We start from the raw sequence: 20,998 nt of genomic DNA, 5'->3' as shown, positions 1-20,998 counted from the left end.
GATTCCTTTCTGTTAATTACTCTTATTCTATCGTCAGGTCTTAGCTTTGTCAAATGAATACAATTGTAAAAAAATACAGGAATGGTGAAAAATTACATGAAAATATGATAATATTAAATAACATGATGTGTAAAAAATGAAGCTTTTCTGGTGAAAATTCCATTCAGAATCCAGGAGGATTTCACTATAATGGAACCATCAGATGCGAGCTGCACAGGGCAGCCGCTATTAGAATCAGGAGGAAAAGTTATGATGAAAAAACGTATTTTAAGCCTTTCTCTGGCAGCAGCTATGGCAGGAAGTCTGGTAGCATGCGGCGGTTCTCAGACAGGAGAAACCACGGCAGCACCTGCAGCAGATACAAAGGCTGAGACTGAGGCAGCAGCTGAAACAGAGGCTCCGGCAGAGGGGCAGAAGATTCTGAAATGGGCTATGTGGGATAAGGATTTAACCGTTTATTACCAGCCCTTAATTGAAGCCTATGAAAGCGCTCATCCGGATGTAAAGGTTGAACTGGTTGACCTGGGAAGCTCTGATTACCAGACCGTTCTTGCTACACAGCTGACCGGATCTGGCTCTGATTTTGATGTTGTAACTGTAAAAGATGTTCCCGGATATACTACTCTGGTAAACAAGGGCGTTCTGGAGCCGCTGGATGAGTATATTGCAAAGGACGGCGTAGATTTAAGCGCATTTAAGGGGCTGACCGACCAAATTAAAGTAGAAGATAAGCTGTATGAGCTTCCTTTTAGAAGCGATTTCTGGGTTGTATTCTATAATAAAGATATTTTTGATGCAGCAGGAGTGGATTATCCGACCAATGATATGACCTTTGAGCAGTATGACGCTCTGGCAAGAAGCGTTACCAACGATATGCCTGGTCAGGAGGTGTACGGAGCTCACTATCATACCTGGAGAAGTGCAGTTCAGTTGTTTGGTATTCTGGATGGAAAGAACAGCATTATTGATGGAAACTATGATTTTCTGAAGCCGTATTATGAGATGATTCTGGCAGAGCAGGAGGACGGTGTATGTCAGGACTATGCAACCTTAAAGACCTCTAATCTTCATTATTCCGGTGCATTTTCTCAGGGAAATGTAGCAATGATGAACATGGGAACCTGGTTTATTTCTACTTTGATTGATAAGGTAAAAGCAGGTGAATACACAGACTGCGGCAACTGGGGTATGGTAAAATATCCTCATGCAGAGGGCGTAGAACCGGGCTCTACTCTGGCAACGATTACTTCTCTGGCTATTCCGACTACCGCAAAGGATAAAGATATGTCCTGGGATTTTGTAAAGTTTGTATGCGGAGAAGAGGGTGCTGATATTCTGGCATCTACAGGAACCATTCCGGCAATCATGACCGATGATATTGCCAACATGGTAGCTTCTATTGAGGGATTCCCGGCAGATGAAGGCAGCAAAGAGGCTCTTCAGACTGCAAATCTGTATCTGGAAATGCCGGTAAGCACCAAGAGCTCTGAGATGGAGACAGTATTAAACGAGGCTCATGACAACATCATGACCGGAAACAGTACCATCGATGAAGGAATTGCTGATATGAATGAAAAAATTTCTGCAATTCTGGCGCAGTAATTCTGGTTTCGTTTTTGATAAAATTATTTGAGAAAAATCCATATGAGGCAGGCGATAAACAAAATCGTCTGCCTCATATAAATCATAGGCAGGAAGAGAAAGGCAGATAGTTATGAGACAGAAAAAGTCAGTGGATCCGGCAGAGGTTCAGCGCAGGCTGGCTGTTTTAGAGCCGCAGCTTGAAAAGCTGCAGCAGCAGGCAGAGGCGGAGCAGGATCCAAAAAAGAAACTGAAGCTGGGGAAAAAGGTGGATCAGGTAAGAGATAAGATTCGTCAGGCCAAAACCGGAGAGCGGTTCAGCCGCCAGACAAAACGGGATCTGGTAGCCTACAGCTTTATTGCACCAAACTTTATCGGATTTGCAGTATTTACTCTTGGACCGGTTATTTTCGCATTTATCCTTGCATTTATTAAATGGGATGGAAATAACCCGATGCAGTTTGCAGCTCTGGATAATTTTGCTATGATGATTGGAAATACCCGTTTCCTGGCATCTTTAAAGAATACGATTATTTACTGTGTTGCAACAGTACCATTTACCCTGGCAGCTGCTTTGGGTCTGGCAGTTCTCCTGAATCAGCATATTAAAGGACGGAATTTTTTCCGTACTGTCAGCTTTTTCCCGTATGTGGCTTCTCTGGTAGCAGTTGCAGCAGTGTGGAATATGCTGTTTTCTCCGGCAAAAAGCGGACCAGTCAATATGATTCTGTATAATGTGGGTATGGCGGCAAAAAGTCTTCCCAAATGGGCGGCTGACAAGGACTGGGTTATGTTTACGGTTGTTATGTTCTCTGTCTGGAAAAACATGGGCTACTATATGGTTATTTATCTGGCAGGTCTTCAGGGAATCAATGGAGAACTGTATGAGGCCTGCAGCTTAGACGGCGCCAATGCATGGCAGCGGTTCCGCTACATTACCTGGCCTCAGCTGCAGCCGACTACCTTCTTTGTTACGATTATCCTGACCATTAACTGTTTCAAGGTATACGATATTGTATACATGCTGGCAGGCGGAAATGCCGGTGTGCTGAATGAGTCAGCGATTGTACTGGTTTATCACATTTACGAAGAAGCTTTCCGTAACTGGAATCTGGGCTATGCAAGTGCAGTAGCCATGGTACTGTTCCTCATTGTTCTGGCCATTACCCTGGTACAGTTCCGTGGGGAGAAGAAATATTCAAACTAGGAGGATCCGAACATGAAAATCAAAAATACAAAAACAAGAGCCTTTCGGGTAATCCTCTATGTTGTTTTGATTGCCCTTGCTCTGGTAATGCTGGTTCCCTTTGCCTGGATGCTTTCCGCATCCTTTAAGCTTGATAAGGATGTATTTATTTTCCCCATACAGTGGATTCCGGAGAATCCCAGATGGCAGAATTACGTGGATATCTGGCACAAAATCCCCCTCTCAAAATTTGTGCTGAATACCGTAAAGCTGACCTTGATTGTAACCTTCCTTCAGCTGCTGACCAGCAGCTTTGCGGCCTATGCTTTTGCCAAGCTGCAGTTTAAAGGAAAAAACACCCTGTTTTTAGCATATATTACAACCATTGCAGTTCCCTGGCAGGTATATATGGTACCGCAGTTTATGATGATGCGTTCCTTTGGACTGGCTGATACTCATCTGGCGATTATCTGCCTGCAGGCCTTCTCTGCCTTCGGCGTATTTATGATGAAGCAGTTTTACGAGGGAATTCCTACAGAGCTTTGTGAGGCAGCCCGGATTGACGGTATGACGGAATACCAGATCTGGTACCGGGTAATGCTGCCTCTTTCTAAGCCGGCCCTGTCTACCCTGACTATTTTCACCTTTGTGAATACCTGGAATGATTTCCTGGGGCCGTTGATTTATCTGACAACAGAATCAAAGAAAACTCTGCAGCTGGGACTTCGTATGTTTATCAGCCAGTTTGGTTCTGAATATGGTCTGATTATGGCAGCTTCTGTACTCAGTCTGATTCCTGTATTGATTGTGTTCCTGTCTTTACAGAAATACTTTGTAGAAGGCGTAGCTGCCTCTGGCGTAAAGGGTTAAACAGAAGGAGATTAAATTATGAGTTGGATTGCACTTGAAAAACTGGAGCAGAAGCCGGAAATAACAGACAGCGAGGTGGAAGCTGCCCTGGATGCGGCCTCCGCCCAGGTGATTCGGAATCTTCCGAAATTTACTCACTGCTTTCAGAAGGCTTACAGTGAAAATGGATTTTATCAGCCCACAGAAAACAGAGACTGGACAACCGGCTTCTGGACCGGAGAGATCTGGCTGGCCTATGAGCATACAAAGAATCCGGCACTGAAGGAGGCCGGAGAGATTCAGATGAAGGATTTTCTGAATCGGATTGAAGAAAAAATTGATGTGGAAACCCATGATTTGGGATTTTTATATTCTCCCTCCTGTGTGGCTGGATATAAGCTGACAGGAAGTCAGGTGGGAAGAATGGCTGCCTTAAAAGCAGCAGAGGAGCTGATTACCCGTTTCCATGAAAAGGGAGAATTCATTCAGGCATGGGGACCTTTAAATGCGCCGGATAATTACCGGCTGATTATTGACTGTCTGCTAAACCTGCCTCTTCTTTACTGGGCAACAGAGGAAACAGGAGAGGAAAAATACCGTCAGGTAGCGGAAAAGCATATTCATACGGCGCTGGCTAACGTGATCCGTCCTGATTTTTCTACCTGGCACACCTTTTTCTTTAACCGCGAAACAGGGGCGCCGGATCACGGTGCAACCTGTCAGGGGTACCGCGACGGTTCTGCCTGGGCAAGAGGACAGGCCTGGGGTGTTTACGGAACAGCGGTAGGATATAAATATACAAAACGAGAGTCCTATATTCCGATTTTTAAAGGAGTAACAGAATATTTTCTCCGTCATCTTCCAGAGGATCTGGTTCCTTACTGGGATCTGGAATTTGGCGATGGAAATGAGGATCAGCCCAGAGACTCTTCTTCTGCATCGATTGCAGCCTGCGGCATGCTGGAAATGGCAAAATACCTGCCATCTAAGGAGGCGGCTTACTATATTTCCATTGCAAAAAGGCTGATGAAATCTGTGGTGGATCATTATGCAGTAAAGGATCCGTCACAGTCAAACGGACTGGTGCTTCACAGTACCTATTCTAACCATTCCCCCTACAATACCTGCAATCATTACGGGGTGGATGAATGTAATATCTGGGGAGATTATTTTTATATGGAAGCTTTGACAAGGCTGCACAAGGACTGGAACATTTACTGGTAAAACAGGACGGATGACAGCAGCAGGCGTTTTCAGGAAAAGAATGAAGGAGAAGACAGACAATGACCAAGCAGGAGTTTTTTTCCAGGGGAAATGAGTATTTTTTCTTTGACGATCCGGCGGCCGTAGCAGAATACTGCAAAACATACTGGCCGGAGGACTGCGCACATATTATTCGCGTTGCAGATGAGGTATGCCGGAATTATTTTTTATTTGATTTGGAACATGATATGGAACGAACCTGGGAGCCGGTAATCTTTGATCCAGAGGGAGATGTTGACTGGGAATACCGGCCGGGAAATGATCCGGAATTTACGTTTCAGTTTAACCGTCACCGCTTTTTTATCTGCCTGGGGCAGGCCTACTGGCTGACTGGAGAGGATAAATATGCCCGCCATTTTGTCCGACTTCTGATGAGCTGGATTACTGGGGTGAAACGGACGGAGGAAACGGAAAAAACAACCTGGAGGATTTTGGAGACGGGGATCCGCGGAGAGTTCTGGGTAAAAGCCATGCGGTATTTTAAGGACAGCCCCTATGTAACAGATGAGGTTGTAGATGCATTTTACAGCTGCCTGGTGGAACACGCAGAATTTCTGATTCAGATGCATTCTCCTTACCGCTATATGAGCAACTGGGGAGTAATCGAGAATCACGGTCTGTTTGAAATCGGAATTGCCATGCCGGATGAGGAGAGAAGAAAGCGTTATACCTCTATTGCCCTGGAGCATCTGGAAGCAGAGGCGCGGATGCAGATTATGGGAGACGGCGTTCAGTGGGAGCAGTCTCCCCTGTATCACAATGAGGTGCTTCACTGCTACGAGGATGTTCTGATTCTTGCCTCCCGCAATGATATTGAGGTTCCCGACACCATTTTAAATGCGGTTCACAAAATGGCCTGTGCGGATCTGATGTGGAAAAAGCCGGATCATAAGCAGCTTCTGATGGGAGACAGCGATGATATGGATATTCGGGATTATATCAGTACGGCAGCAGTTTTGTTCCGGGATCCTATGCTGAAGTTCGGCGGCTTCCCTGTTCTGGACTTTGAAAGCGTATGGGATCTGGGAATCGAAAGCGCCAGACTCTATCAGGAAATAGAGATTCAGGAACCGGATTTCCTGTCAGGAGCGCTTTCTGACAGTGGAAATTACTATCTGAGAGACAAGTGGGGAGAGGACGGTTCTCTGCTTCATTTTCACTGCGGAACCATGGGAGCAGGACACGGCCATTCTGATAAGCTTCATGTGGATCTTTGTGTAGGCGGAGAGGATGTGCTGACGGATGCGGGCCGCTATACTTACGTGGTAGATTCAGGACGTTTTGAGTTTAAGGATCCGACTGCTCATAATACGATTACGGTCGATGATAAATTTTTTACAGTATGCAAGGATTCCTGGGAATGCTCCAAGCTGTGCCAGCCGGTAAAGGGACAGTTTCGGTTTACAGATTCTTATGAGTATGTACAGGGCGGACATCTGGGATATGCAGAGGACGGAGTATTTATTAATCGAAAGATTGTTTATATAAAACCGGATATTTATCTGATTATGGACGAAATGTATACCGGAGGAGCTCATACCTATCGTCAGTACTGGAATTTCAGTGAGCGGGGCCAGGTGAACCTGGAAGGATCGAATCAAAACTGCGCAGTTTTTCAGGGAAACAAGGCAAGAGCCGATTTTTATTTCCTGACACCGGGAACAGAGCCGGAGCTGTATGAAGGAAAAATTGCCCGCCACTATAACCGGTACGAGAAACGTCAGGGAATTTGTGTGAAATATCAGGCAGAAGGGTTTGCATCTTTGCTGACAGTGATTCATGCTGCGCCGGATGGAAAACCGGAATCGATTTTGGTAGAAAAAATCCCTGTCAACTCCGCTCTGAAGGGAATTCAGTATCCGGATTCTATGGCTGAGGCTGTAAAAATTTCCTGCCATGGAACAGAATATGTGGTTATTTTCTGCCATCAGGAGGTGAATTCCCCCACAGATTTGGAAGAAGCAGACGGCTGTATGGGATATGGAAATGTGATTGTGTTTGATAAAAAGAAGGATGTACTGGCAGGAACAGTGCTCCAATATTAAAGGGACAGAGTTTAAAAGAAACAGGTATTTGTCGGAACGGACAGGTTCAAAAAAGACAGATGCCTGTTTCTTTTTGCGCGGACATGTCTAGCGCAAAAGCGCTTAAATATGGTATACTTGCATCACGGGCAAAAGAAATTTTTTAGGAATATGAATACAGGGAGGATTCTATGTCATTATTTTTGTCGCTTCAGGGTTCCATGGCAGCTGGAAAGACAACTGTTGCCAGATATCTGGAAGCCTGTCTTCCGGAGATTCATGTAAGCTATGAAGAAAATCGGTCCGTGATCGAAGAGATTCGGAGAAGGGGACTGAATAAAAATAAATATGAGGATTATCTGGAAATTCAAAAGCTGTGGCTGCTGAACGAGGTGAGAAGGTGGGAAGCCTGCAGAGACTATCCCTGTACCGTCATGGATTTTGGGGCAGAGGAGATTGTGTTTTACACGCTGAACTATCCCCGTTCCATGGGATGGGACTGGGAGGTGGAGATTCCTTTACAAAAGGAGCTGGAACAGGTGAAAGGCTGCCTGCCCCATAGAATTTTATTTCTGGACGCATCTGAGGAGTGGCTTCGCAAAAATAAAGAGGGAGATGAGACTCGCTCCCGGGAATTTTTTGAATATTATGTGAAGCATTTGATGCCGTTGAAACGAAAATGGTTTTCAGGAAGGCCGGATGTTGATTTTTTAAAAACAGATGGGATGACCGTAGAGGAAATGGGTCATGCTGTAAAAGAATGGGTGGAGGAACAAGGGAAGCGATGACAAAAGAAGAACGGACAATGGAAATTATTGAACGCCTGAAAAAGGAGTATCCGGATGCGGGATGTACTCTTGATTATGAGGAAGCATGGAAGCTTCTGGTCAGCGTGCGTCTGGCTGCGCAGTGTACAGATGCCAGAGTAAATACAGTGGTACCGAAGCTTTATGAAAAATTCCCGGATATTGATGCTCTGGCAGAGGCATCTGTGGAAGAGATTGAGGAGATTGTAAAGCCCTGCGGTCTGGGGCGCAGCAAAGCCAGAGACATCAGCGGATGTATGAAAATGCTGAGGGATGAATTTCACAGCCGGGTGCCGGATGATTTTGACGCCCTCCTCAGACTGCCGGGAGTTGGACGGAAAAGCGCCAATCTGATTATGGGAGATGTGTTTGGGAAGCCGGCGATTGTTACAGATACTCACTGCATCCGTCTGGTCAATCGGATGGGGCTGGTAGACAATATCAAGGATCCGAAGCGGGTGGAAATGGCCCTTTGGAAGCTGGTTCCCCCGGAGGAGGGAAGTGATTTTTGTCACAGGCTGGTGTTTCATGGCAGAGATGTATGTACAGCACGGACAAAGCCCTTTTGTGACAAATGCTGCCTGTCAGATATCTGCCTGAAGAATGGAGTATCTTAAAACTGTCATAGAAAGTGCAGATTTCTTATAGGAATTTCCATGTTTCCTGCAGACTGGCTTGGGTATAATAGAAGCAGTCTGAAAAAGGAGAGTGTGGAACTATGTTGTATCCAAGAGAAAATGAAGTGCGGGCTGTACTGGATTTGTCAGGAATCTGGAAATTTCAGCTGGGAGATGCCAGGGATCCGGGAGAAGCCTGTGAGAGCCTGAAGGATTCAGAGGTGATTTCTGTTCCTGCATCTTATAACGATCAAAAGGAGGATCCCGCATACAGAAATCATTATGGCTGGGTTTATTATGAAAGAACGATTGCTGTGCCGGCCAGTTTGAAAGGACAGCGCCTTGTTCTGCGTTTTGATGCAGTGACACATCGTGCAAAGGTGTATATCAATGGAAAACTTGCAGCAGAACATAAGGGGGGATTTCTGCCCTTTGAGGTAGAAATTACAGATTTGATTCCGGCAGGGACCAGAGGAGTTCTTACAGTGGCTGCGGACAACCGGATTCATCATGGAACCCTTCCTGTGGGAAATGAGGGAGCTATTGCTTTTTTCGGTTCTGACAATCCAGGAGTTCCCAGTGTAGAGGCGGCAAAGCTGTGGGCAAAGCCGCAGAATATTCCCAATTTTGACTTTTTTAATTATGCAGGCATCAATCGTCCGGTTCGTTTGTATACAACACCGGAAATGTATGTAGATGATATTACTCTGGTTCCGTCTATTGACGGAGCAGACGGAATTGTGGAATATGATATTTCTGTAAAAGGAAGAGCTGGAGAACAGAAAGCTGTGCTTTCTGAAATGACTGCGATAGAGATTCTTGATGAAAACAGAAGCTGTGTGGCCCGGGGATGCGGATGTGCAGGCAAGCTTCGAATTCCCCAGGCAAAGCTGTGGTGGCCGTGGCCGGGGATTCCATATCTGTATACGGCCCGGATTTCCTGTGGAGAAGATGTTTATGAACAGCCCTTTGGTATCCGTACCGTCAGAGTAGAGGGCACGAAATTTCTGATTAATGAAAAACCGTTTTATTTTAAGGGCTTTGGCAAGCATGAGGATTCCGCCTTTCATGGAAGAGGACTGGATCTGTGCCTGGATGTAAAGGATGTTAATCTGATTCACTGGCTACACGCCAATTCTTTCCGAACCAGTCATTATCCCTATGCAGAGGAGATGTATGATCTCTGCGACAGAGAGGGAATTGTTATTATTGATGAGACGCCGGCTGTTGGAATTGGTGCAGGAGAGGCTCAGAATCCATATGAAACCTTTCCTATTCGCGAGCACCACGAGCAGGTACTTCGGGAAATGGTTGGCCGGGATAAAAATCACCCGTCTGTGGTTATGTGGTCCATGGGAAATGAGCCGGATACGGAGCATTTTCCAGAGTCAGCTTACGAATACTGGCATTCCCTGTATGAATATACACACAGTCTGGATCCTCAAAACCGTCCGGTGACCTTTGTTTGCTGCCAGAACAATTATGAACGGGATCTGGTAACACGGACTATGGATGTGGTATGCATTAACCGGTATTACGGATGGTACAATCTTTCGGGAAATCTGGATGCAGCCTGCTATGCCTGGAATCAGGAGCTGGATTTCTGGGAAAAGCAGGGAAAGCCGGTTATGGTGACAGAATACGGGGCAGATGCGATTGCCGGAATTCACGAAACTGTTCCAGAAATGTTCAGTGAAGAGTATCAGATGGAGTTTTACCGCCGTCAGAATGCAGAATTTGATAAGAGAAGCTTTTTTATTGGAGAGCATGTGTGGGGATTTGCTGATTTTGCAACAGTTCAGGGCTGTATGCGGGCAGACGGCAACAAAAAGGGACTGTTTACCAGGGACAGACGGCCGAAAATGGCAGCCCATTATTTAAAAAAACGATGGAATGCAATTCCAGACTTTGACTATAAGCCTTTCTGATGGTATAATAGGAAAAAACGGAAAGGATAGGAGTAACTATGAGTGATGAGAAGGTAGTTCTGAAAAACACAATTCGCGTGCTGGATCAGGAGGGCAATGAGAAGGCATCTGCTTCTTCTGAGGGAGCAGTCATTCTGGCATGGATCGGCCAGTATGAAGAGGGCGATAAGATTGTATGGGAGGCAGCAGAGACTGATAAGTATTATGTAATCCGTCTGGACGACACCATGGATGAGGATCTGGTATATCTGACCAAGTCCCAGGTTGAGTTTGTTATTCCCTTTGAGGAGAAGAAAACCTCCTACAATCCCAAGGCTTTTACAGGAGAGCGTCATTATCTGACCATGCGTCCGGCTTTGGAACGGGAGATTTATGCATATAGAAATCTGGCGAAAAACAGTATGGATCAGCACGGAGATCCCGGCTGTTATCCTCACGCATCTGCCAATGTAGAGACGAGAGGCGAGGCTGTATTTGCAGCACGCAACGCCATTGATGGTGTGCTGGCAAACGAGTCTCATGGATACTGGCCTTATGAGTCCTGGGGAATCAACCAGCAGGATGATGCAGAGCTGACTCTGGAATTTGGACGTCCGGTAGATTTTGATGAGATTGTTCTGTATACAAGAGCAGACTTCCCTCATGATAACTGGTGGGAGCAGGTAACTTTTACCTTCTCAGATGGTTCTGAAGAGACAGTAAGCCTGGAAAAGAGTGTAAAGCCCCATATCATTCCCATGAAGAAGAGCGGCATTACCTGGCTGAAATTCGGAAAGCTGATTAAGGCTGATGATCCGTCACCGTTCCCGGCGCTGACACAGATTGAAGTGTACGGAACCTATTGCAAATAAAACAAACGAAGCTGTCGCTTTCGAGATTCGTGGAATCGTGAAGCGGCAGCTTTTCTTATACCAGCGGAGAAGCTCGCGGGGGAGCTTCTTTTTTCATACTACGAAGTATCTGTTCGTGTTGTTTCTTCGGCTTCTGATGGTAATGGCAACGGGGGGCCTCTGCTTTATTTTCGTAACAGTTCAGCCTCGATTCTGCGAATCAAAGCTTCCTGCGAGCGGTTTTTCTCAGAAACTTCCAGAATCAGAACATCAGGGCGGGAGACAATGTCCGGCCAAAAGGTATCTGCAGGAGCCTGAAGTACACCGAGAACAGGCACAGGACCGTCAAGGGTATCGAAAACGGCCTGACGGAATTCTTTTGCCTCGGCTTCATGGGGCCCCAACTCATCCATGAGAATGAGAGAGCAGTCTGCGCTGTGTCGGAGAATCCTGCTTCCCATCTGATTAAAGCGCAAATCAGAGTTTTTGTCAGGTTTTCCGCAGGCAAACAGGAAATTCTCTTCTGTGGGAACAACGGGATCTTTTGGGGAAAACAGATGGACAGAGAAGCCAGAATCCAGATATCCGCTCATTTTTACCGTGTAAAATCCGCCTACAGAGCCGGAGAATTTGCTTAATATCTGTCGAATCACCGTTGATTTTCCAATCTGCTTTGGCCCGGTAAGAAACACATGGCGAAAGGAAGATGCAGATGAAACAGGGTGATAATCTGGACGTTCCATCGGATTGCGGACATCCCACAAAAGTCTTCCATAGGTGGTTTCGCTGATTTCTAAAAGCTGCCCTTCCTGATTTTGATGCCTTTGAAGCCAGCTTCTTATCTGCTTAGCATGAGCCTTGGTGATTTCCTCCTGCGGAAGCATGTGTTCCATGAGAAAATCCACGTATTCCTCATCCGGTGTTACCCAGATTTCCTGTCGGCGGCTTTCATAGGTAGTTTCTGGATTGTAGCCAGACAGGAAAAGAATATTAAAAAGAGCATAAAAACTTTGCCCATTCCACGGACTTACCGGTTTTTTTCCAAACAGTTCCCAGAGAATCTGTTCCCTAAGATAGTTTCTTCCAGAAAGGTGTGTGACGTGGCAGCACCAGCCGCGGCTCATTTCCATGGATTTTTTCAGATTATCCATGCCTCGGAGGGCCGGAGTCATGGAACTGAAAACAAGATCAAAGGCCTTGCGGTAGCCCTCTTTATCAAGGTCAAGGCTTTGGAAATCACAGGTATGAAGACTGGCGTTGGTCAGCTGTTCCTCTTTCAAATATTCCATGCCGTGAGCGATCATTTTTTCTGAAATATCAAGGCCTACAGCCCGGTGAACCCGACGGGCAAAGGCAGCGACAAAACGGCCTGGACCACAGCCAATATCTGCAACGTCAAAATGCTTTTGGAGAAGCCCCTTTTCCTCCAGATAAGAAACATCGCTGATGACCCTTTCATCTCCCTTTCGTTTTTTTATCCTCTCCTTTTTCCAGAATTCTGCTCTCTGATCCCATCTTTGAGGAGAAAACTCCTGGCTGTCTGTAGGGCGAGGTTCATGAAGGGAGATAAAATAAGAAAGCGCATTTTTATTTGCCTTGTTTTTTTTGGTCATAGCGAAACCTCCCGCGCAATATTTTTGACAGGAAGGCAGACGGTCCGTTCTACGCCGTACCGATCCTGTATGGTGACAACATCCATTTCAATCCCATAAGCAGCCTCCAGATTTTCTGGTGTGATGATTTCTCTCGGGCGTCCAAATCCTGCAACCCGGCCATCTTTCATTAAAAGGACTCTGCTGTTTACAGAGGACGGGTATTCCGGGCTGTGAGTTGACATGATGATACAATAGCCTTTTTGTGCAAGGTCAAAAATCACATCGGTAAGAACCTGGTGATTGGCATAATCCAGATTGGCTGCCGGCTCATCCATAATAAAAATACTGGCGGACTGGCAGATGGCTCTGGCAATCAAAATCAGCTGTCTCTGGCCTCCGCTGAGGGAGGCATAGTTTCGGTTGGCAAGAGAGATAGCGTGAACCTTTTCCAGAGCATCGAAGGCGGCCTCCCGATCAATCGCTTTGGGCTTATCAAAGGAAGAAAAATGGGAGGCGCGTCCCATAATCACAATATCTAGAACGGAATAATCAAAGATTGGTGAGTGATACTGGGGAATATATGCAATCTGGTTGGCCAGCTCCTTCTGGGACATGTCTTGGGTACTGCGTCCGTTGATTTTGATTGTTCCGGAGGAGTGGGGGATGGAGCCTAAAAGCAGTCGGAACAAAGTGGTTTTTCCACATCCGTTAGGGCCTATGAGACAAAGAATTTCTCCCTGATCTGCATGGAAGGTGACCCCCTTTACAATGTCTCCATGTCCGTATCCTCCATAAAGCTCGTTAATTTCCAGCAGCATGTGAATGCCTCCCTCGTTGAATGATGAGATAAATAAAAAACGGCGCTCCCATGATGCTGGTTACAACACCCAAAGGAAGCTCCATGGACAGAATCGAACGGGCGATATCGTCCATAAGCACCAGATATCCGGCACCCAGTATGGCGCTGGCGGGAATCAGTCGCTCATAATCAGCACCGACCAAAGCCCGGGCCAGGTGGGGAATCATCAGACCGACCCAACCAATCAGACCGCCCAGGCAGACTGCCGCAGCGCTTAAAAGGGTAGATGCGGTAATGAACAAAAGTCGGTAACGCCGGATATTAATGCCCAGGCTTTTGGCCTCTTCCTCGTCCAGAGTCAGCAGGTTGATTCTCCAGCGGAACAGAAAAATAAAGCACAGTCCGGCCAGCATGGGGAGAAAGCTCCATTGGAAGGCTTTCATGTTGGTTTTTGTAAGGCTTCCCATCAGCCAGAAGGTGATTTGCTGAAGCACATCATTGGGATCTGCAATATATTTGATCATGGTCACTCCGGCGTTGCAGAGAGACATGATCATAGAGCCGGTAAGAACCAGGATCAGCGTATGGGAATACATGGATTTTCGGCTGATCAGATAAGATGCCGCAACAGCTGCAATACCTCCCAAAAAGGCAGCCAATTGGATGAGCCAGTCGGGAGATCCGCATAAAATAGCAAAAGCGGCTCCCAGACTGGCGCCAGAGGAGACGCCCAGAATATCTGGAGAAACCAGGGGATTGCGGAACATTCCCTGATAGGCAGAGCCGGCAACGGACAGAGATGCGCCGATAAACAGGGCGGAGAGAATTCTGGGAAGCCGGATGTTCCAGAAGATGGTAACTGCCTGGGGCAGAAGTTCACCCTGATAACCAAAACGTGACAGAAATGCTGTCATAACCTGGGAGGGAGAAAGGGGATAGTAGCCAATCCAGAAGGAAAAAAATACAATTGCAGTCAGAATTCCGAACATTCCCAGAAGGAGAAGGCGGTAATGGCGCCGCTTTCTGGTGTCTTTCTGTACTTCATGATGAGATAGATTCATAACAGCTGCTCCTTACAGTTCTTTAGTCTTGACGAATATATATACAGGTGCTATACTTCATATATCCGATATGTTTTTTAAAACCATTCGCTTTTAAAAGTATATCGCAGGTGGAGGAGAATGTCAATTCCATCTTGCCTGCATAATAAAAAATGAGGTATCAGTTCAGAGGAGGTACTTATGAAAAAGTCAAAACAGTTATTAGCCCTGTCTCTTGCAGCAATCATGACAGCCGGTATGCTTACCGGATGTGGAAAGGCAGAAAAGCCTGCACAGACGCAGCAGGAAGCTACAGTTCAGTCTCAGGAGGAGACCACAGCGAAGGAAGAGACAAAGGAGGAGACTCTGGCGGAGACTTCCAAAGAGCGTGAGATTACAGATATGGCAGGGAGAACGATGACGGTTCCTGCGGAAATCAAATCTGTTTTTTCTGCCGGACCGGCCGCTGCAATTTATTTATATACCCTGGTTCCGGACCGGCTTCTTGGATGGAACTATGAGTTAAATGAGGTAGAAAAGAGTGTAATTCTGGAACAGTATCATAACATTCCCAATTTTGGCATGGGAGATGCAGTGAATTATGAGGCTGTCATAGCAGCAGGGCCAACCATAGCTCTGAATGTAGGAACTATAAATGAAAAGATGGTATCTGACTGTGACGCTTTGGCGAAAAGCTTAGGAATTCCTGTTGTGGCGGTAGATGGGGATCTGATGGCAGCTCCAGAGGCATACCGGTTTATGGGAGAGCTGTTTGGTGAAGAGGAAGCGGCTGAAAAGCTGGCAGCTTATGCAGAAAAAACATTCCAGGATATTGAAAATATGAACATTCCGGAGGAGGAAAAGGTTCGGATTTACTATGGAAATGGCGAAGATTCTCTGGAAACCGCACCGGCAAGCTCTCCTCATGCCCAGATTATTGAAATGGTCAAGGGAATCAATGTGGCAGAGCTGGAAATGGGAGAAGGCGGACGGATTCAGATTTCAGCGGAACAGCTTCTTGCATGGGATCCGGATGTGATTATCGTAAATGGAGAACCAAAAGCAGACATTACAGGAGCTTCTGCAGCAGAATCCATTCTGGAAAATCCGGATTATGCATCCTTAAAGGCAGTGAAGGAAGAAGCAGTGTACGGAACCCCCAATGCTCCCTTCAGTTGGATCGACCGTCCCAATGGACCAAATCGTATTGTAGGGATTCGCTGGCTTTCCGGCCTGATTTATCCGGAATACCTGAATTTTAATGTTGATGAAGAGGTGAAGGAATTCTTCCAGCTGTTTTATCACGTAGATTTGACAGAAGAAGAACTGAATCGAATTTACCAGGGTATGCAAAAGGATGATCCATCATGACAGGGGCGTTGATTATAGCAACCGGAAAAACGGATCATCAAAGCGCTTTTGCTCCAGAGCGGCAGATTGGAAGAATCTCTGCTCTGGAACGGATGGTGCTGCTGCTTCAAATGACAGGGATTCGGCGGATTGCGGTTGTGGGAGATGAAAGAGAATGGCCCAAAAAACTGGTGCCGTCCATGAATTTAGTATTTCTTACCGCATCATCGGAGGGAGAGATGCTGGACAGTATCCAGCAGGGAGTTTGCTATTTGCAGGATCAATGTACAGAAATTCTGGTTGCCCATGGAAATGTACCCATGTTTTCGGAAAAAACGGTTCGGATGCTTTTGGATGCAGAAGGAGAGGTCTGTATTCCCAGCTGCCATGGCCGGTGCGGGCATCCGATTCTTTTGAGAAAAAGCTGCTTCTCCCGGCTTCTTGCCTATCAGGGAGAAAAAGGCTTACGGGGAGCGGTTGAGGCTTCCGGAATTCGTCCCAATATTATAGAAACAGAGGATAAGGGGATCTTATCTGACAAAAACACAGGGACATCTTATGAAGCTCTCTCAGAAAGCCATGATGTCAGGAAAATGAAGACATCTGTTCAGGTGCGAATCCGCCGGGAAAAAGTATTTTATGGTCCGGGTATTCATCAGCTTCTGCAGCTGACAGAAACAGAAGGTTCTCTGGCGAATGCATGTCAGCGTATGGGAATATCTTATACAAAAGGACGCCGGCTCATATCTACGATGGAGGAACAGATAGGAAAAACGGTTTTGGCAACAGGGCAGGGAGGGAAGCATGGCGGTTATTCTCGCCTGACAGAAGCAGCAAGGCAGATAATGGATTCTTACAGTGCATTTCAGGAAGAGGCAGAGGAAGCTGTCCAAAGGCTGTTTGAGAAGCATTTTCAGAAAATATCAGACGAATTGGAAGAGGAGAGAAAACTATCGTGAAAAAAATATTTGAGTATATCCGTCAGGAGACAGCTGCAGGTCATGATCTGGTTTTGGCAAGTATTATTTCCCAGGAAGGCTCTTCTCCCAGGGGACTGGGAGCGCAGATGCTGGTGGGGGCAGAAGGACGGCTTTGCGGTACTGTAGGCGGCGGAGCTGTGGAGCTTCAGTGTATCCGCTTTGGACAAAAGGTTCTAGAGGAAAAGCAGTCCTGTGAGAAATTTTTCTCCCTGACGCCCAAGGCAAAAGAAAATATCGGCATGGTCTGCGGCGGAGATGTAACCGTATGGTTTCAGTACATTGATTCCTCTCTTTCTTTCTGGGGAGAGTTTTCCGAGCTTCTTTTAACGAAGATGGAGGAGCGGATTCCTGGCTGGCTGGTTCTTCATCAGGAAGGCGGACTGCCTTCCTTTGCAGAGGCCGGTGTGGAAGGAGAGAAAGAGCTTCCTGGAATCGGTGATTTTGGCCGCAGAGAAGGTCAGGTATTCCTTCCGATTCCTATTGGAGAGCGTGCAGTGATTTTTGGTGGAGGTCATTGTTCTCAGGCCCTGGTTCCCATACTGAATACGGTGGGATTCCGGGTAACAGTTATGGATAATCGTTCGGAATATGCCTCCAGGGAGCTTTTCCCAGGAGCAGAGGCAGTGATCTGCGGTGATTTTCGCAAGCTTTCTGAGCATCTTGTTTTGTCAGAATCCGATTATGTTGTGATTATGACAAACGGACACAGCTTTGACTATGAGGTAGAGCGCCAGGTTCTTCAGAATCCGCCCTGTTATGTGGGGGCGATTGGTTCTCAGCATAAAAAAGAATTTGTAAACGGAAAGCTGCGTGAAGCTGGAATTGCAGAATCGGTAATTCAGCAGGTACATTGTCCCATAGGAACAGCCATTCGGGCTGTTACACCGGAAGAGATTGCGATCAGCATAGCAGGAGAAATGATCTTAGAACGGGCCCGGATGCGGGAAGGAGAAAAGGGCAGCCATCATGGATGCCCTATGTCGTAAGTGGAGACAGAGCTTAGAAATATTTGACAGAAAAAACGGTCGATACATCAGTTACAATAACCGGTGTACCGACCATTTTTTGAGACTTTCCCGTTAGGGGAAAGCACAGCAAAAGCTTACATATGAATCCATCCAAGTACATTGGCAATGGAGCTTAAAAGAATAATGGTAATGCAAAGCGGTGCAAGATACTTCATAAAGAAGCCATAAAGCTTCTTTCTTTTAAATTTAGAGGAGCGCTCGATTTCCTCGCTGATAGTCTGAAGACCAACAACTTTCAGAATCAGGAAGCAGGTTGCAAGAGCAGCAATCGGCATCATAACGGAGTTGGTTAAAAAGTCAACAAAATCCAGAATCTGCATTCCAAAAATCGTTACGAAATCCCAGATACCATATCCAAAAGCAGAGGCGCTTCCGATGGACAGCATAACCACGGCCATAATAATACAGCTTTTCTTTCGGTTCCATCCCAGCTCATCTGAAATAGTAGAAACGCTGGTTTCCATCAGAGAAATGGCGCTGGTAAGGGCTGCAAGCAGTACCAGGAGGAAGAAGGTGAAGCCTGCGATTCCTCCAAAGCCCATGCTGGCAAATACCTTTGGCAGGGTGATAAACATCAGAGACGGACCAGCCTGCAGGGTCTCCGGAGCACCGCCGGAGAAGGCGAATACCGCAGGAATGATCATCAGGCCTGCCAGCAGAGCAATCGCTGTATCAAAAATCTCTACCTGCTTGGTAGATGCTTCAATATCCACATCTTTTCCCAGATAAGAACCATAGGTATAAAGGATACCCATAGCAATGGAAAGAGAGTAGAACATCTGTCCCATGGCTGCTACAACTGTCATAGGCGAGAAGTTCTCAAAGTTGGGAATCAGGAAGTATTTGACACCTTCCATTGCCCCCGGTCTGGTAACGGAGTAGCCAGCTACAAAAATTGCCAGAAGAACCAGAACAGGCATCATGATTTTGGATACCAGCTCAACGCCATTTTTTACACCTGCCAGAATAACGATAAATACCAGGGCAGAAAAGATAAGGAACCATAATTCTGCCATGCCGGAGGATGCAATAAAATTGGAAAAATAATCATCTGCTGCCAGAGCTGCAGAATTTCCTTTTAAATATTCAAACAGGTATTTGATAACCCATCCGCCGATTACAGAATAATAGGGAACGATAATCATTGGAATGACTGCGTTGATCCATCCGCCGAAGCGAAAGGAAAAGCTTTTTCCAAATTTGGCAAAAGCGCCTACAGGGCTTTTGCGGGTCATACGTCCCAGGGCAGTCTCAGAAACAATCAGCACATAGCCGAAGGTAAGGATTAAGAGCAAATATACCAGCAGGAACATTCCGCCGCCATATTTGGCTGCCAGGTAAGGGAACCGCCAGATATTGCCAAGACCTACGGCAGAGCCTGCAACAGCCAGTACATAACCGATGCGCCCGGAAAATCTGCCGCGGGCATGATGATGTTTTTTTTCAGTTTCGTTGTTATTCATGTTAACCTCCCATTCAGTCATATGATAACAGGATACCATTTTCCGACATTTTATTCAAGGTATTTTTCCCCTGGCGCATTTTTGCCATGTTTTTGCACGTTTTCTGATAGAAAAAGAAAGCGTTTGCCAAATCATGCTCATTTCAGGGAAAAGCCGCATAGGATAGGATATGAATGATGTGGGAGAGTGATGGAAATGCCGGAGACAGCAGTTTTGCTGACACCGATTCATTTCGTTTATCTTGTGGGAGTTATTGCGATTTTGTCAGTAATGATCCTGCGGATTGAGACTCCGCCGGTATGTGTCCTGTTTCTTTTCTTGATGGGATTTTTGGGATTGGGGACCGTAAGCGGAGGAATACAGACTGTTTTTTCAGCGATTATTTATGCAGCCAGAGAGTTTATGGAGGTAATTGCAACGATTGCCCTGGTCGCTGCTTTGTCCAAATGTCTGACGGATTTGGGAAGCAGCAGACTTTTGATGGCGCCTATGGCCGGGATTATGAAGACACCAACAATGGCCTGGTGGGTTCTGGGACTTTCTATGTTTCTGTTTTCTTTGTTTTTATGGCCTTCGCCGTCTGTGGCGCTGGTAGGGGCAATCCTGCTGCCCTTTGCAGGGAAGGTCGGGCTTTCTCCGCTCATGGCGGCTATGGCAATGAATCTTTTTGGGCATGGAATGGCGCTTAGCTATGATCTGGTGGTACAGGGGGCCCCTTCTGTGTCTGCAAAGGCAGCGGGAATTTCTGCGCAGGACATTCTGCAGGAAGGCGGCCCGCTGTTTCTCGTTATGGGAGCGGTAACAGCAATGGCAGCTTTTTTTCTGTATAAAAAGGAGATTACAGAAGGAAAATCGGGCCAGATTTACTGTGATGAAGAAATGGCAGATCCGGGCGTCCTGATCAAAAGAAAAACGGAGTCTGGAGAGAAAAAAACAATCAGATGCAGCTATTTTCATGGAATAGAACAGGAAAAGAGACGAGCGGCATTAGCAGCGGCTTTTCTCACACCATTGGCATTTCTTGCGGATATTGTGTTTTTGACAGTCTGTGATGTAAAGGGGTCAGATGCAACCAGTTTGGTTTCCGGGACGGCGCTTCTTGTCATGTGCATTAGTTCAGCAGCAGCCTATGGTCGAAATTCTTTTGGGAAAATTACTGGATATGTAACAGATGGTTTTCTTTTTGCAATTCAGATTTTTGCACCAGTGATTGTGATTGGCGCCTTTTTCTTTCTGGGGGGAGGGGGACTGAATACAGTGCTGGGAAAGGAGATCAGCAGCGGTCTTATGAATGACTGGGCGCTCTGGCTGGCAGAATATGCGCCTGTGAATCGTTACGGCTCTCTTTTGATCCAGATGCTGGCAGGAGGACTGACCGGGCTGGATGGCTCGGGATTTTCCGGACTGCCACTGACAGGAGCTCTGGCCAGAACCTTTGGCACAGCTTCCGGGACGTCGATTCCAGTGCTTGCAGCTGCCGGACAGATTACAGCAGTTTTTACAGGAGGCGGAACCATCATTCCCTGGGGACTCATCCCGGTTGCAGCGATCTGCAATGTAGATCCTCTGAAACTGGCAGGAAAAAATCTCAAGCCGGTATTGATTGGATTTGCTGCAGTTTTTTTGGTGGGATGTGTACTTTTGTAGTATGACCAAAGA

Annotated in this window: 17 protein-coding genes; 13 read left to right on the top strand and 4 right to left on the bottom strand. The window is 46.5% G+C overall.

The genetic code is table 11. The features are described from left to right. Positions 1 to 249: 249 nt before the first annotated feature. From ACESON_RS12925 to ACESON_RS12885, 9 genes are all read left to right on the top strand, one after another. Positions 250 to 1,602: a sugar ABC transporter substrate-binding protein gene (locus ACESON_RS12925; RefSeq protein ID WP_373110297.1), complete on the top strand. Its 1,353-nt coding sequence runs from the start codon at positions 250 to 252 to the stop codon at positions 1,600 to 1,602. A 112-nt stretch (positions 1,603 to 1,714) separates the two neighbouring features. Next, positions 1,715 to 2,788 carry a carbohydrate ABC transporter permease gene (locus ACESON_RS12920; RefSeq protein WP_373110295.1) on the top strand — a complete coding sequence of 358 codons (1,074 nt, stop codon included), beginning with the start codon at positions 1,715 to 1,717 and terminating at the stop codon, positions 2,786 to 2,788. 12 nt (positions 2,789 to 2,800) lie between these two features. Beyond that, complete coding sequence (locus tag ACESON_RS12915; RefSeq protein WP_177958283.1) at positions 2,801 to 3,637, top strand: ABC transporter permease subunit; 837 nt, start codon at positions 2,801 to 2,803, stop codon at positions 3,635 to 3,637. An 18-nt stretch (positions 3,638 to 3,655) separates the two neighbouring features. Continuing rightward, positions 3,656 to 4,840: a glycoside hydrolase family 88 protein gene (locus ACESON_RS12910; protein ID WP_177958284.1), complete on the top strand. Its 1,185-nt coding sequence runs from the start codon at positions 3,656 to 3,658 to the stop codon at positions 4,838 to 4,840. Positions 4,841 to 4,899: 59 nt separating this feature from the next. After that, positions 4,900 to 6,924 (top strand): heparinase II/III family protein, encoded by a 2,025-nt coding sequence (locus tag ACESON_RS12905; protein ID WP_177958285.1) that lies wholly within the window; start codon positions 4,900 to 4,902, stop codon positions 6,922 to 6,924. 170 nt (positions 6,925 to 7,094) lie between these two features. Next, positions 7,095 to 7,691, top strand: coding sequence for an AAA family ATPase (locus ACESON_RS12900; RefSeq protein ID WP_373110292.1), 597 nt, complete (start codon positions 7,095 to 7,097; stop codon positions 7,689 to 7,691). Then, positions 7,688 to 8,326 (top strand): endonuclease III, encoded by a 639-nt coding sequence (locus ACESON_RS12895; RefSeq protein ID WP_177958287.1) that lies wholly within the window; start codon positions 7,688 to 7,690, stop codon positions 8,324 to 8,326. The genes ACESON_RS12900 and ACESON_RS12895 overlap by 4 nt, the downstream gene beginning before the upstream one ends. A gap of 101 nt (positions 8,327 to 8,427) precedes the next feature. Continuing rightward, positions 8,428 to 10,254 carry a beta-glucuronidase gene (uidA, locus tag ACESON_RS12890; protein WP_177958288.1) on the top strand — a complete coding sequence of 609 codons (1,827 nt, stop codon included), beginning with the start codon at positions 8,428 to 8,430 and terminating at the stop codon, positions 10,252 to 10,254. Positions 10,255 to 10,292: 38 nt separating this feature from the next. Further along, positions 10,293 to 11,105, top strand: a complete 813-nt coding sequence (locus tag ACESON_RS12885; RefSeq protein ID WP_373110289.1) for a carbohydrate-binding protein — start codon at positions 10,293 to 10,295, stop codon at positions 11,103 to 11,105. 164 nt (positions 11,106 to 11,269) lie between these two features. On the opposite strand, the gene ACESON_RS12880 is transcribed toward ACESON_RS12885, so the two are convergent. Genes ACESON_RS12880 through ACESON_RS12870 form a run of 3 tightly spaced genes read right to left on the bottom strand, consistent with a single transcriptional unit; the run spans position 11,270 to position 14,539 of the window. Beyond that, positions 11,270 to 12,697, bottom strand: coding sequence for a nucleoside-triphosphatase (locus ACESON_RS12880; RefSeq protein WP_177958289.1), 1,428 nt, complete (start codon positions 12,695 to 12,697; stop codon positions 11,270 to 11,272). Then, positions 12,694 to 13,497, bottom strand: coding sequence for an ATP-binding cassette domain-containing protein (locus ACESON_RS12875; protein ID WP_177958290.1), 804 nt, complete (start codon positions 13,495 to 13,497; stop codon positions 12,694 to 12,696). Before ACESON_RS12875 ends, ACESON_RS12880 begins: the two co-directional genes overlap by 4 nt. Then, positions 13,481 to 14,539, bottom strand: coding sequence for an iron chelate uptake ABC transporter family permease subunit (locus ACESON_RS12870; RefSeq protein ID WP_177958291.1), 1,059 nt, complete (start codon positions 14,537 to 14,539; stop codon positions 13,481 to 13,483). Before ACESON_RS12870 ends, ACESON_RS12875 begins: the two co-directional genes overlap by 17 nt. A gap of 180 nt (positions 14,540 to 14,719) precedes the next feature. On the opposite strand from ACESON_RS12870, the gene ACESON_RS12865 reads away from it, so the two are divergent. Genes ACESON_RS12865 through ACESON_RS12855 form a run of 3 tightly spaced genes read left to right on the top strand, consistent with a single transcriptional unit; the run spans position 14,720 to position 17,834 of the window. After that, entirely contained in the window at positions 14,720 to 15,889 is a 1,170-nt protein-coding gene (locus ACESON_RS12865; protein ID WP_177958292.1) for an ABC transporter substrate-binding protein, read from the top strand. Then, on the top strand, positions 15,886 to 16,827 hold the full coding sequence (locus tag ACESON_RS12860) for an NTP transferase domain-containing protein (protein WP_177958293.1): 942 nt from the start codon (positions 15,886 to 15,888) through the stop codon (positions 16,825 to 16,827). Before ACESON_RS12865 ends, ACESON_RS12860 begins: the two co-directional genes overlap by 4 nt. Next, positions 16,824 to 17,834: an XdhC family protein gene (locus tag ACESON_RS12855; RefSeq protein WP_373110285.1), complete on the top strand. Its 1,011-nt coding sequence runs from the start codon at positions 16,824 to 16,826 to the stop codon at positions 17,832 to 17,834. Before ACESON_RS12860 ends, ACESON_RS12855 begins: the two co-directional genes overlap by 4 nt. Positions 17,835 to 17,950: 116 nt before the next feature. Here the strand turns inward: ACESON_RS12855 and ACESON_RS12850 are convergent, their stop codons facing one another. Further along, positions 17,951 to 19,339: a sodium-dependent transporter gene (locus ACESON_RS12850; RefSeq protein ID WP_373110283.1), complete on the bottom strand. Its 1,389-nt coding sequence runs from the start codon at positions 19,337 to 19,339 to the stop codon at positions 17,951 to 17,953. A 195-nt stretch (positions 19,340 to 19,534) separates the two neighbouring features. On the opposite strand from ACESON_RS12850, the gene ACESON_RS12845 reads away from it, so the two are divergent. Further along, on the top strand, positions 19,535 to 20,986 hold the full coding sequence (locus ACESON_RS12845) for a citrate transporter (RefSeq protein ID WP_373110281.1): 1,452 nt from the start codon (positions 19,535 to 19,537) through the stop codon (positions 20,984 to 20,986). Positions 20,987 to 20,998 lie beyond the last annotated feature (12 nt).

Origin of the sequence: Lachnoclostridium sp. Marseille-P6806, assembly GCF_964238185.1 — a bacterium.
GTDB lineage: Bacteria > Bacillota > Clostridia > Lachnospirales > Lachnospiraceae > Brotaphodocola.
The sequence above is the reverse complement of the archived record's forward strand: the minus strand, read 5'-3'. Positions and strand labels throughout refer to the sequence as shown.

What these genes read in the sequence shown, in the direction of transcription:
- ACESON_RS12925 (WP_373110297.1), top strand. Translation starts at nt 250, where the DNA reads ATGATGAAAAAACGTATTTTAAGCCTTTCTCTGGCAGCAGCTATGGCA.
- ACESON_RS12920 (WP_373110295.1), top strand. Translation starts at nt 1,715, where the DNA reads ATGAGACAGAAAAAGTCAGTGGATCCGGCAGAGGTTCAGCGCAGGCTG.
- ACESON_RS12915 (WP_177958283.1), top strand. Translation starts at nt 2,801, where the DNA reads ATGAAAATCAAAAATACAAAAACAAGAGCCTTTCGGGTAATCCTCTAT.
- ACESON_RS12910 (WP_177958284.1), top strand. Translation starts at nt 3,656, where the DNA reads ATGAGTTGGATTGCACTTGAAAAACTGGAGCAGAAGCCGGAAATAACA.
- ACESON_RS12905 (WP_177958285.1), top strand. Translation starts at nt 4,900, where the DNA reads ATGACCAAGCAGGAGTTTTTTTCCAGGGGAAATGAGTATTTTTTCTTT.
- ACESON_RS12900 (WP_373110292.1), top strand. Translation starts at nt 7,095, where the DNA reads ATGTCATTATTTTTGTCGCTTCAGGGTTCCATGGCAGCTGGAAAGACA.
- ACESON_RS12895 (WP_177958287.1), top strand. Translation starts at nt 7,688, where the DNA reads ATGACAAAAGAAGAACGGACAATGGAAATTATTGAACGCCTGAAAAAG.
- uidA (WP_177958288.1), top strand. Translation starts at nt 8,428, where the DNA reads ATGTTGTATCCAAGAGAAAATGAAGTGCGGGCTGTACTGGATTTGTCA.
- ACESON_RS12885 (WP_373110289.1), top strand. Translation starts at nt 10,293, where the DNA reads ATGAGTGATGAGAAGGTAGTTCTGAAAAACACAATTCGCGTGCTGGAT.
- ACESON_RS12880 (WP_177958289.1), bottom strand. Translation starts at nt 12,697, where the DNA reads ATGACCAAAAAAAACAAGGCAAATAAAAATGCGCTTTCTTATTTTATC.
- ACESON_RS12875 (WP_177958290.1), bottom strand. Translation starts at nt 13,497, where the DNA reads ATGCTGCTGGAAATTAACGAGCTTTATGGAGGATACGGACATGGAGAC.
- ACESON_RS12870 (WP_177958291.1), bottom strand. Translation starts at nt 14,539, where the DNA reads ATGAATCTATCTCATCATGAAGTACAGAAAGACACCAGAAAGCGGCGC.
- ACESON_RS12865 (WP_177958292.1), top strand. Translation starts at nt 14,720, where the DNA reads ATGAAAAAGTCAAAACAGTTATTAGCCCTGTCTCTTGCAGCAATCATG.
- ACESON_RS12860 (WP_177958293.1), top strand. Translation starts at nt 15,886, where the DNA reads ATGACAGGGGCGTTGATTATAGCAACCGGAAAAACGGATCATCAAAGC.
- ACESON_RS12850 (WP_373110283.1), bottom strand. Translation starts at nt 19,339, where the DNA reads ATGAATAACAACGAAACTGAAAAAAAACATCATCATGCCCGCGGCAGA.
- ACESON_RS12845 (WP_373110281.1), top strand. Translation starts at nt 19,535, where the DNA reads ATGCCGGAGACAGCAGTTTTGCTGACACCGATTCATTTCGTTTATCTT.